11 protein-coding genes are annotated in these 11,435 nt (G+C 68.5%); 5 read left to right on the top strand and 6 right to left on the bottom strand.

Annotated features, from left to right (window positions below):
- Window position 1: 1 nt before the first annotated feature.
- A complete protein-coding gene (locus AC3WVS_RS23020; protein ID WP_492320475.1) occupies window positions 2-889 on the bottom strand; it encodes a flagellar brake protein in 888 nt (295 codons plus the stop codon).
- Window positions 890-1,131: 242 nt separating this feature from the next.
- On the opposite strand from AC3WVS_RS23020, the gene AC3WVS_RS23015 reads away from it, so the two are divergent.
- Window positions 1,132-1,845, top strand: a complete 714-nt coding sequence (locus tag AC3WVS_RS23015; RefSeq protein ID WP_492320474.1) for a FadR/GntR family transcriptional regulator — start codon at window positions 1,132-1,134, stop codon at window positions 1,843-1,845.
- Between the two features lie 37 nt (window positions 1,846-1,882).
- Window positions 1,883-2,989 carry an NAD(P)/FAD-dependent oxidoreductase gene (locus AC3WVS_RS23010; RefSeq protein ID WP_492320473.1) on the top strand — a complete coding sequence of 369 codons (1,107 nt, stop codon included), beginning with the start codon at window positions 1,883-1,885 and terminating at the stop codon, window positions 2,987-2,989.
- Here AC3WVS_RS23010 and AC3WVS_RS23005 read toward each other — a convergent pair.
- The 5 genes from AC3WVS_RS23005 to AC3WVS_RS22985 all read right to left on the bottom strand — a co-directional run bounded on the left by AC3WVS_RS23005 (window position 2,911) and on the right by AC3WVS_RS22985 (window position 8,638).
- Entirely contained in the window at window positions 2,911-4,185 is a 1,275-nt protein-coding gene (locus AC3WVS_RS23005; protein WP_492320472.1) for an MFS transporter, read from the bottom strand. The two genes, AC3WVS_RS23010 and AC3WVS_RS23005, sit on opposite strands and share 79 nt — an antisense overlap.
- 12 nt (window positions 4,186-4,197) lie before the next feature.
- The gene (gene aroC / locus AC3WVS_RS23000; protein ID WP_010813124.1) at window positions 4,198-5,307 is read right to left on the bottom strand and encodes a chorismate synthase; all 1,110 of its coding nucleotides are present in this window, start codon (window positions 5,305-5,307) and stop codon (window positions 4,198-4,200) included.
- An 85-nt stretch (window positions 5,308-5,392) separates the two neighbouring features.
- Entirely contained in the window at window positions 5,393-6,115 is a 723-nt protein-coding gene (locus AC3WVS_RS22995) for a glutathione S-transferase C-terminal domain-containing protein (protein ID WP_492320471.1), read from the bottom strand.
- Window positions 6,116-6,142: 27 nt separating this feature from the next.
- The gene (locus tag AC3WVS_RS22990) at window positions 6,143-8,041 is read right to left on the bottom strand and encodes an MFS transporter (RefSeq protein WP_492320470.1); all 1,899 of its coding nucleotides are present in this window, start codon (window positions 8,039-8,041) and stop codon (window positions 6,143-6,145) included.
- 150 nt (window positions 8,042-8,191) lie between these two features.
- Window positions 8,192-8,638: a CBS domain-containing protein gene (locus tag AC3WVS_RS22985; RefSeq protein ID WP_013956299.1), complete on the bottom strand. Its 447-nt coding sequence runs from the start codon at window positions 8,636-8,638 to the stop codon at window positions 8,192-8,194.
- Window positions 8,639-8,877: 239 nt separating this feature from the next.
- On the opposite strand from AC3WVS_RS22985, the gene AC3WVS_RS22980 reads away from it, so the two are divergent.
- The 3 genes from AC3WVS_RS22980 to AC3WVS_RS22970 all read left to right on the top strand — a co-directional run bounded on the left by AC3WVS_RS22980 (window position 8,878) and on the right by AC3WVS_RS22970 (window position 11,432).
- Window positions 8,878-10,188, top strand: a complete 1,311-nt coding sequence (locus tag AC3WVS_RS22980) for an O-acetylhomoserine aminocarboxypropyltransferase (RefSeq protein ID WP_013956298.1) — start codon at window positions 8,878-8,880, stop codon at window positions 10,186-10,188.
- Window positions 10,188-11,012, top strand: coding sequence for an alpha/beta fold hydrolase (locus AC3WVS_RS22975; RefSeq protein ID WP_492320469.1), 825 nt, complete (start codon window positions 10,188-10,190; stop codon window positions 11,010-11,012). The genes AC3WVS_RS22980 and AC3WVS_RS22975 overlap by 1 nt, the downstream gene beginning before the upstream one ends.
- Window positions 11,013-11,114: 102 nt before the next feature.
- Window positions 11,115-11,432 carry an Mpo1-like protein gene (locus AC3WVS_RS22970; protein WP_492320468.1) on the top strand — a complete coding sequence of 106 codons (318 nt, stop codon included), beginning with the start codon at window positions 11,115-11,117 and terminating at the stop codon, window positions 11,430-11,432.
- Window positions 11,433-11,435 lie beyond the last annotated feature (3 nt).

Here is an 11,435-nt window from a genome sequence, read left to right as displayed (position 1 = left end):
TCTAAACGGCCGCTACAGCCGCGGGCTGCAAGGGCATGCGGGTGCTGGAAAGCAGCTGTTCGTAGATGTAGCACTGCAGCAGCGTCAGCTCGCGCTCGGCCAGCACGTCGAAGGCCACGCCGAAGGCCGGGAAGTCGGCATCGTCGCTGGCCGCGCCGGGGGGTGCGAGGCGGATCCAGCCATCGATGGTGACCTCGCTGTCCAGTGACGCCGTGCGCATCTTGAAGCGCAGCCGCACGCGGCTGCCCGGCGCCGGCGCCGGCGCGGTGGTCTGCACCAGCGCGCCACCGGTGCTGAGGTCGGACAGCAGCGCCAGCCGCGCCGTGCCGGTGTCGATGCCGTCGTCATCGCCGGGCTCGGTCAGGTAGGCGGCCAGCCGGGTTGGCACGCGCGCAGCCTTGCGTACCGGCGTTGCGTGCTTCTGCACCGGCGCCGACAGCACCAGGTAGCGAAACGGGCTGCGGCACACGGCGGTGATGGTCGAGGTGAAGCTGTGGATGGCGTGTCCGGAGAAGCCGCGCAGCAGCACGGCATCGCCCGCCTGCAGCGGCAGGTCGCGCCCGCCGAGCTGCGGCCAGGTGACAAACAGGCCCTGCTCGATAAAACCGATCAGGCGGCTCGCGGCCGGGCGCGCGGCCTCGCCCTCATGCTTGACATGCAGCAGCGTGCCGACCTGCAGGCCAAGCGGCCCGGTGGTCGGACGCAGTTCGTCATCGGCATCGTCGTGGCTATCTTCGCGGCAGACCACGCCATGGCGGAACACCAGCGCCAGGTCGCGTTCATCGGGAATGACACTGCCGCTGCCGAGCACCAGGTTGCCCTCGCCATCGAGCAATGACCAGGGCAGTGGGTATCCGACGGGAAGATCGTTAGGTGTGAGCTGGATCATGGCTGTTCGCAGTAGGCCCCCGCATTGGATGCCAACGGGGCATGGCAAGCCTTGGGCGGAGCCGACGCGCAGGATCCGCCACCTGTATCAGGCTTCTATCGGCGCCGGAGCGGCGAAATTAAGCCCTCGGCGATTGAGCAGAAACGCATGTGTAGCATTCGCTCCCTACGGAGACCTTGACGTCTCGCAAAGTTGAGCCGAAAATCTCCAAAAGCTGTCTGACAGCCTGACATATCAAAACCATGACCATCCTGCCCCGCCCGGCCTCGCTCGCCAGCCGCATCGCCCAGACCCTGCACGACGACATCCTCGCCGGCCGCTACGGCGCGGGCGCGCGCCTGCCAGCAGAGACGAGCCTGGCCGATAACTTCGGCGTGAGCCGGCCGATCGTGCGCGAGGCCATCGCCCAGCTGAAGGCCGATGGCGTGCTGGTGACGCGCAAGGGCTCGGGCGCTTATGTGTCGGAGACCCCGGGCGGCCAGGCATGGCGCGTGGCCAGCGCGCCCGACGGCGGCCCGACGCTGGCGCAGCTGTTCGAACTGCGCCGGGTAGTGGAAACCGCCTGCGCCGAAATGGCCGCGCAGCGGCACACGGATGCCGATATCGATGCCATCCGCGGCGCGCTGGCGGCGATGCAGGCACAGGCCGACGGCCAGGGCGACATGGCCAGCGCTGCGGCGGCCGACATGGCCTTCCACCATGCCATTGCGGAAGCCGCGCACAACCCTTGCTTTACCGGCCTGACCGATTTCGTCAGCCAGCAGATGCTGGCCGCGCGCCAGCGCGCCTGGGAGAACACCGCGCGGCTGCGTGTGACGACAGGCGCGCCGCGCGCCGCCGACCAGGAACACGCGGCGCTGGCCGAAGCGATTGCCGCCGGCGATGCCGCGGCCGCCCGCAGTGCCGCGCAACAGCACCTTGCGGCCGCCGCCGCCCGCCTTGGCCTGACCGCCTGAGCCCCCCAACACACAGACATTGGAGCAAGGAACAACCATGGAAACAGTGGATTGCGTCGTCATCGGCGCCGGCGTGGTGGGACTGGCGGTGGCGCGCGCACTCGCGCTGCAGGGCCGCGAAGTGATCATCCTGGAAACCGAGAACGCCTTCGGCACCATCACCAGCGCGCGCAACAGCGAGGTCATCCACGCCGGCATCTACTATCCGGCCGGCTCGCTCAAGGCACAGCTGTGCGTGCGCGGCAAGGCCATGCTGTACGACTACTGCGCCAGCCACCACGTGGCGCACCAGCGCTGCGGCAAGCTGATCGTTGCCACCAGCGAGGCCCAGGTGGCAACGCTCGAAGGCATCCGCGCCAAGGCGGCGGCCAACGGCGTGGACGACCTGCGCCTTGTCAGCCGCGCCGAGGCGCAGGCGCTGGAGCCGCAACTGCAGTGCCATGCCGCGCTGCTGTCGCCGTCGACCGGCATTGTCGACAGCCATGGCCTGATGACCATGCTGCTGGGCGACGCGGAAAACGCCGGCGCGATGCTGGCGGTGCAGTCGCCGGTGCTGGGCGGCGCGGTGACGGCGGACGGCATCCGGCTGGAGATCGGCAGCGAGGATGGCAGCGCCACCACGCTGCTGGCGCGCACGGTGGTGAACTCGGCCGGGCTGACCGCGCCGGAACTGGCGCGCCGCATCGACGGCATGCCCGAGACCCATATCCCGCCGCAGTACTACGCCAAGGGCTGCTATTTCACGCTGGCCGGGCGCGCGCCGTTCTCACGGCTGATCTACCCGGTGCCCGAGGCGGCCGGGCTGGGCGTGCACCTGACCATCGACCTGGGCGGCCAGGCGCGCTTCGGCCCCAATGTGCGCTGGATCGACGACATCGAATACGGCGTGGATCCGGCCGACGCCGACGGCTTCTATGACGAAGTGCGCCGCTACTGGCCGGGGCTGGCCGACGGCGCGCTGCAACCCGGCTATGCCGGCATCCGCCCCAAGATCAGCGGCCCGCACGAGGTTGCCGCGGACTTCCGCATCGACGGCCCCGCCGTGCATGGCGTGCCGGGGCTGGTTCACCTGTTCGGCATCGAGTCGCCGGGGCTGACCTCGTCGCTGGCGATCGCCGAGCGGGTCTGCGCGGCGCTGGCCTGAACCGCGCCATCGCCTTTCGCGCGGAAGCTCATCACCGCACAGAACGCGCCGGCCGCCGCGGCGATAGCGGCCAGCCCGAAGGTATGCTCGGGCGCCAGCGCGTTCCAGGTCCAGCCCATCGCCAGCCCGCCCAGCGTGCCGCCGACGCCGTAGGAAATGCCCGTATACAGCGCCTGCCCGCGCCCCTGCAGCGGCCCGGCAAACCAGGCCTGCAACCGCTTCAGGCTGGCGCTGTGGTGCGCGGCAAAGGTGGCCGCGTGCAGCACCTGCACCAGCGCCATGAGCCAGGCAAACTGGGCAAGGTAGCCGGTCAGGCCGAAGCGCAGCGCCGCCAGCACGAAGGTGCCGGCCAGGATCGTGCGCAGCGCATAGCGCGCGAACAGCAGGCCCTGGTAGTAGAAGAAAACGATCTCGGCCACCACGCCGATGGTCCACATCACGCCAATGGCGAACTTGCTGTAGCCCAGCTGCGCCAGCCACAGCGAATAGAACACATAGAGCGCCGCGTGCGCGAACATCATCAGGAAGGCTGACGCCAGGAACCAGGCCACGTCCGGACGGCGCAGCAGCGGCAAGGCGCGCGGCGGCGCCGTGCGCGGGCCGTCGTCGGCGGCGTCATGCATGGTCAGCACCACGCCGGCCAGGATCGCCAGCAGCGCGCTGGCCACCCACGGGAAGGCGCGCATGCCGACTGCTTCGAACAACGCCCCGCCGGCCAGCACCGCGCCGATAAAGCCGACCGAGCCGAACATGCGGATGCGGCCGTAGCTATGGTCGAAGGCGCCGTAGCGGCGCAGCGTGGAGATGGTCAGGGCATCGCCCAGCGGCGACATCGCGCTGGTCAGCAGGCTCAGCGTCAGCATCATCGCCATCATGCCGCCGTAGCTGCCGACACCCGGCAGCATCAGGAAGGCCAGCAACGAGGTGAACGCGCTCACGCGCAGGATACGCACGCGCGTGTGCATCACGTCGGACAGCCAGCCCCACAGGTAGGGCCCGACGATGCGGCTGACCTGGAAGCTCGCCATCAGCACGCCGATCTGCACCGGGTTGAAGCCGCGGTCGGCGAAATACAGGCTGACGTACGGCGAGATCAGGCCGACGTAGCCGTAATAGCCAAGATAGAAGAGCCCGAAACGGGCGTAGTCGGGGCGGCCGGCGCCAGTGGCACCGCCGCCCGCGAAAGGCGTGGCCAACGCGAGGTCAGGTCAGGGGGTCTGGCCGGCCTGCGCGGGAATGCGCGGCGTATCGACCTTGACGTCGCCGCACTGGGCACGGTGGCGCAGGGCGTGGTCGATCAGCACCAGCGCCAGCATGGCCTCGGCGATCGGCGTGGCGCGGATGCCCACGCACGGGTCGTGGCGGCCGAAGGTCTCGACGGTGGCGGCATTGCCGGCCTTGTCGATCGATTCGCGCGGGGTGCGGATGGAAGACGTCGGCTTGATCGCTAGCGACACGGTGACGTCCTGGCCGGTGGAAATGCCGCCCAGCACGCCGCCGGAATTGTTGGTGCGGAAGCCCTCGGCGGTCAGCTCGTCGCCATGCACGCTGCCGCGCTGGGCCACGCTGTCGAAGCCGGCGCCAATCTCCACGCCCTTGACCGCGTTGATGCCCATCATGGCGTGGGCGATATCGGCGTCGAGCCTGTCGAACAGCGGCTCGCCCAGGCCCACCGGCACGTTGCTGGCCACCACCTCGATGCGCGCGCCGACGGAGTCGCCGTCGCGGCGCAGCGCGTCCATATAGGTTTCGAGCTCGGGGATGATGTCGGCGTTGGGCGCGAAGAACGGGTTCTCCGGCACGTGCGACCAGTCCGTGAACGGCACTGCGATCTCGCCCAGCTGCGACATATAGCCCCGGATCTCGGTGCCATACTTTTCGCGCAGCCACTTCTTGGCCACCGCCCCGGCCGCCACCACCGGCGCGGTCAGGCGCGCCGACGAGCGGCCGCCGCCGCGATGGTCGCGGATGCCGTACTTCTGCCAGTAGGTGTAGTCGGCATGGCCCGGGCGGAAGGTTTCGACGATATTGCCGTAGTCCTTGCTGCGCTGGTCGGTATTGCGGATCAGCAGGCAGATCGGGGTGCCGGTGGTCTTGCCCTCGAACACGCCGGACAGGATCTCGACCTGGTCGGGTTCCTGGCGCTGCGTGACGTGGCGCGAGGTGCCGGGCCGGCGGCGGTCCAGGTCGCCCTGGATGTCGGCCTCGGTCAGCGCCATGCCCGGCGGGCAGCCATCCACCACCGCGCCGATGGCGGGCCCGTGCGATTCGCCGAAGGTGGTAACAGTGAAAAGCAGGCCAAGGGTATTGCCGGACATGGTGGAAACCGCACAGGAATTGGGGAAGGCCTCCATTGTAAGGCCAATGGCGGGGCTCGGGCGGCCGCAGGGCGGCCCGGCAGGCTCAGGCGGCGGCGCTTGCCGGGGCCAGTTCGGGGTAGAACTCGGCGCGCATCCGCTCCATATAGGCCACCAGGTTGGCATGCCCCTCGGCCGCGGTGCGGATCGGAGTGTCGAATACGGGGCACAGCAGGCTGCCGGCAAAGGCAAACAGCGTGGCGTCGGCCCCGCATGCCGCGTTGCCCATCAGGTAGGGCTTGTTGCCCAGGATGTCGGCGATCGAGGTCACGCCCTTGCTGGCCAGCGCCACCAGGTCTTCTTCGCTATGCCGGCCCAGACCCTGCCCCCACAGCGTCTTGCGCACCTTGTAGCGCACCAGGCGCTCGGCCAGGCCGCGCACCGGCGCCGGCACGCCGCGGAAGAACAGGGCCGGCCCCTTGTCGAAGTTGGCCTGGTCCAGCCAGCGCACCCGCGCCACCGCCCAGTACAGGTGGTCTTCCATCAGCTTCTCGGCGGCCCAAGCGATGCCGCGCTCGGCCGCGCTCAGGCCGGCGTCGAAGTCGATGTGGTAGGTCTTCTCGATATGCCAGCGGATCAGGGTGGAATCCGCCACGATCCGGCCCATGTCGTCCAGGTAGGGCAGCTTGCCCCTGGGCGCGCGCCGCAGGCTGCCGCGGCGCGCCTGGTAAGGCAGTCCGGCCAGCTTGAGCAGCATCTCGGCCTTGGTGACGAAGGGGCTGGCGTCGGGCAGCCCGAAGGCGGGGCCAAAGGTGTAGAGCGTGATCATCGTGGACTCGGGTTCCGCACAACGGAGTTAGCGCCAGTCGCCGCGCAGGGCCTGCACCATCTGCTGCAGCCCTTCCGGGGTGGCGGCCTCGGGCGGCACGGGCTCGCCCACCACCAGTTCCAGCCGGTTCAGGATGCCGCGCCGGAACGGCCGCGACATCGCCGGTGCCCCCTTGCGCGAGAAGAAGCTGCCCCACAGCCCGCGCAGCGCCATCGGCACCACCGGCACCGGCGTGCGCCGGATGATCTGCTGCACGCCCTGCTTGAACGGGTTGATCTCGCCGGTGGCGGTGATCTTGCCTTCGGGGAAGATGCAGACCAGATCCCCCTCGCCCAGCGCCTGCGCCACGCTGTCATAGGCACGCCTGAGCATGTCCGGATTCTCGTGCGCCGGCGCGATCGGGATCGCGCGGGCCTGGCGGAAGAACCACGACAGCAGCGGCACCCTGAAGATGTTGTGGTCCATCAGGAAGCGCACCGGACGTGGGCTGCAGGCCATCAGCACCACCGCGTCGGCAAAGCTGACGTGGTTGCAGACCAGCACGGCCGGGCCGTCGGCGGGAATGCGCTCAGCATTGACGCGGCGCAGCCGGTAGAGGGTATGGACCAGGATCCACGCGATAAAGCGCAGCAGGAATTCCGGCACCAGCGAGTAGATGTAGACCGCCACCACCGCATTGAGCAGCCCCACCACCAGGAACAGCTGCGGGATGCTGTAGCCCGCCTGCGTCATCGCCACGCCCAGCAGCGAAGCGGCAATCATGAAGAAGCTGTTCAGGATGTTGTTGGCGGCGATGATGCGGGCGCGGTGCGTGGGCGCGCTGCGGCTCTGGATCAGCGCGTACAGCGGCACGCTGTAGAAGCCGCCGAACATGGCCAGCAGGAACAGGTCCGCCAGCACGCGCCAGTGGCGCGGCTCGGCCAGGAAGCCGCCGATGCCGCTCAGCGCCACGGGTGCCTGCCCCTGGCTGGCAAAGTACAGGTCGACCGCGAACACCGTCATGCCGATCGAGCCAAACGGCACCAGCCCGATCTCGACATGGCGACCGGACAGGCGCTCGCACAGCAGTGAACCGGTGCCGATGCCCAGCGAGAACACCGCCAGCAGCAGCGTCACCACGTTCTGGTCGCCGCCCAGCACATCCTTGGCATAGCTGAAGAACGAGGTCAGGAAGGTGGCGCCCAGGAACCACAGCCACGAAATGCCGAGCAGGCTCAGGAATACCGTGCGGTTGCCGCGCGCCAGCACCAGGTTGCGCCAGGTCTCGGAGAACGGGTTCCAGTTGATGCGCAGGTCCGGCTGCGGCGCCGGCGAAACCGGGATGCGGCCCGACACCAGCCGCCCCGCCACGGCGATCACCACGCATACCGCGCCCACGTACATCGGCCCCACGATGGTTCCGCCCTGCTGCAGCCCGGCCAGTTCGCCGCCGATCAGCGTCCCGATCAGGATCGCGACAAAGGTGCCCATCTCCACCATGCCGTTGCCGCCGACCAGTTCGCTTTCATCCAGGTGCTGCGGCAGGTAGGCAAACTTGACCGGCCCGAACAGCGTGGAATGCAGCCCCATCAGGAAAGTGCCGGCGTACAGCAGCGGCGCGCTGTGCCAGGCAAAGCCGGCCAGGCCCAGCACCATGATGGCGATCTCCAGCGACTTGACCAGCCGGATCAGGCGCGACTTCTCCAGCTTGTCGGCAATCTGCCCGCTGGTGGCCGAGAACAGCACGAACGGCGCGATAAAGATGGCCGAGATCAGGAAGGCCGCGCTGCGCGCCTCAACGCCCTCGAACAGCGCCGTGTGGTAGGTCACCAGCGAGGTGAAGGCGACCTTGAAGACGTTGTCGTTCATCGCCCCGAGGAACTGGGTCCAGAAGAACGGGGCGAAGCGGCGCAGGCCGAGCAGTCGGAACTGGCTGGGTTGGCTCATGGATGGGCCGGTCGGTCAGCGGACCGCCGCGGAAGTGGGAACGCCGGCAAGTTTGCCGGAGCCGGCGCCCGGCCGCCACCCTGCCACGGCCGCGTGGCGCCAATCGAGGGTATTTCCGAAGGAAGCTTCAGGCCGGGCGGCCCGGCGCCATCACTCGGCGCGCTCTTCCGGCCAGTCGCGGATATAGGCCTTGAGCATCTTGTTCTCGAAGCTCTGGTCCTCGACCACGGCCTTGGCGACGTCGTAGAAGGAGATCACGCCCATCAGCGTGCGGTTGTCGAGCACCGGCAGGTAGCGGGTGTGACGCTCCAGCATCATGCGGCGGACCTCGTTGACGTCGGTCTCCATGGTGCAGGTCAGCGGCGCATCGTCCATCACCTTGCGGATGCTGGTGCTGCCGACGTTGCCATTGTTGCGGGCCAGCGTCTCGATGATCTCGCGGAAGGTCAGCATGCCGACCAGGTCGCCGTATTCCATCACCACCAGCGAGCCGATATCGTGCTCGGCCATGGTGTGGACGGCTACCAGCAAGGAGGTGTCAGGCGTCACGGTATAGAGCGTATTGCCCTTGATCTGGAGGATGTCGCTGACTTTCATGTTGGTCTCCGCTGCCTGCGCTCAAACTGAGGGCATCGCTCCGGCCGGGGGCACAGGGGGCGATACCGGTCACATTGTTATCTGTCTATGGGTGTGCGGGCGCGCGCTGCATCACGGCGCCCCGTTGGCCGATCCTAGCCCAAACCCGCCGTCAAAGTAAAGCGGGAGGCCGGTTTGCGGGCGTCGGCGCGCGCACGGTGCTACGATGCTGGCCGGAGACAACTCAAGGCCGACCGATCATGTCCGGAACCCGATTCGACACGCTGGCACTGCACGCCGGCGCCGCGCCAGACCCCGCAACCGGGGCCCGCGCCACCCCCATCCACCTGACCACGTCCTTCGTGTTCCGCGACAGCGAGCACGCCGCGTCGCTCTTCAATATGGAGCGCGCGGGGCACGTCTACTCCCGTATTTCCAACCCCACCGTGGCTGTGCTGGAAGAGCGCATCGCCGCGCTGGAGAACGGCGCCGGCGCCATCGCCACGGCCTCGGGCCAGGCCGCGCTGCACCTGGCGGTGGCCACGCTGATGGGCGCGGGCTCGCACGTGGTGGCCTCGTCGGCGCTGTACGGTGGCTCGCACAACCTGCTGCACTACACGCTGCGCCGCTTCGGCATCGAGACCACCTTCGTCAAGGCGCGCGACATCGACGCCTGGCGCGCCGCGATCCGGCCCAATACCCGGCTGCTGTTCGGCGAGACCCTGGGCAACCCGGGGCTGGACGTGCTGGACATCCCGACGCTGGCGCAACTGGGCCAGGACAACGGCATCCCGCTGCTGGTGGATTCCACCTTCACCACGCCCTACCTGCTGCGCCCGTTCGACCACGGCGCCGGCCTGCTCTACCACTCGGCCACCAAGTTCCTGGGCGGCCATGGCACCACCATCGGCGGCGTGCTGGTGGAAGGCGGCACCTTCGACTTCGAGGCCTCGGGCCGCTTCCCGGAACTGTCCGAGCCGTACGAGGGCTTCCACAACATGGTGTTCACCGAGGAAAGCACGGTGGCGCCCTTCCTGCTGCGCGCGCGCCGCGAGGGCCTGCGCGACTTCGGCGCCTGCATGAACCCGATGGCCGCCTGGCAGCTGCTGCAGGGCGTTGAGACGCTGCCGCTGCGCATGAGCCGCCATGTCGACAACACCCGCAAGGTGGTGCAGTTCCTGGTCTCGCACCCGATGGTGGAGTCGGTGTCCTACCCGGAACTGGAATCGCACCCCGACTACGAACTGGCCAAGCGCCTGCTGCCGCGCGGCTGCGGCGCGGTGTTCAGCTTCAACCTGAAGGGCAACCGCGTGGCCGGCCAGCGCTTCATCGAGAGCATGTCGCTGTTCTCGCACCTGGCCAATGTGGGCGACGCGCGCTCCCTGGTGATCCACCCGGCCTCGACCACGCACTTCCGCATGGACGCGGCGGCGCTGCAGTCGGCCGGCATCACCGAGGGCACGATCCGGCTCTCGATCGGGCTGGAAGACCCGGATGACCTGATCGACGATCTCAAGCGCGGCCTGAAGGCGGCCGAGAAAGCGATGAGCGGCAAGGGAGGGCAAGCCTGATGGAACTGACCATTGCCGGCCAGCCGGCCTACGCCTATACCGGCGGCAAACCCTTCGATCCCGCCCTGCCCTGTGCCGTGTTCGTCCACGGCGCGCAGAACGACCACAGCGTGTGGGCCCTGCAGACGCGCTGGTTTGCCAACCACGGCTTCTCGGTGCTGGCGGTGGACCTGCCGGGCCACAACCGCAGCAAGGGCGCGCCGCTGGCCACCGTCGAGGCCATGGCCGACTGGGTCATGGCGCTGGTGGCGGCCGCCGGCGTGAAGGCGCCGGCCTTCGTGTTCGGCCACAGCATGGGTTCGCTGATCGCACTCGAATGTGCGGCGCGGCATGCGCAGGCGGTGCGCGGCATCGGCCTGCTGGCGACGGCCTACCCGATGAAGGTCTCGGACGCGCTGCTGGACGCCTCGCTCAACCGCGAAGGCGACGCCATCGCCATGGTCAACACCTGGTCGCATTCGAGCCTGGCCAACAAGCCGTCTTCGCCGGGGCCGGGCGCGTGGATGCACGGCGGCAGCCAGCGGCTGATGGAACGCGTGTCGCGCAACAACCCGCAGGCCCATGTGTTCCACAATGACTTCTCGGCCTGCAATGCCTACGCCCATGGCGAAGAGGCCGCCGCCGCAGTGGCCTGCCCGGCGCTCTTCATCACCGGCACCAAGGACATGATGACGTCGCCCAAGGCAGCCCAGGCGCTGGCCGGCAAGATGGCCAAGGCAAGCCTGGTCACGGTGCCGTGCGGCCACGCGCTGATGGGCGAACGCCCGGATGAAGTGCTGGACGCGCTCGCGGCCTTTGCGCGCAAGGTGGTCGCGGCCGGCTGAGCCTGGCCCCGGATGGCTGGCCGGCCACGCCGGCGGCCAGCGTCCCGACACCCCGGTGCAGAAGGTCTACACTGCACAAAACAAGACCTGCCGGAGACAGCCATGGCCCACGCCCGCGCGCGCGAGTTCGAGAACTTCGCGGCCTTTTATCCCTACTACCTGAGCGAACACCAGAACCGTACCTGCCGGCGCCTGCATTTTGCCGGGTCGACGGTAGCGCTGCTGTGCCTGGTGGCGCTGGTGGTCACCGGCAATGCATGGTGGCTGCTGGCCGCTGTGCTGGCAGGTTATGCCTTTGCCTGGGTCGGGCACTTTGGTTTCGAGAAGAACCGGCCCGCTACGTTCCGGCATCCGCTCTACAGCCTGATGGGAGACTGGGTGATGTATGCCGATATCTGGCGCGGCAAGATTCCGTTCTAAGCA

The organism is Cupriavidus sp. CPT47-8839-RL05A, from assembly GCF_058792255.1.
Note: the sequence above shows the minus strand (reverse complement) of the source record. Positions and strands in the feature narration are given on the sequence as shown.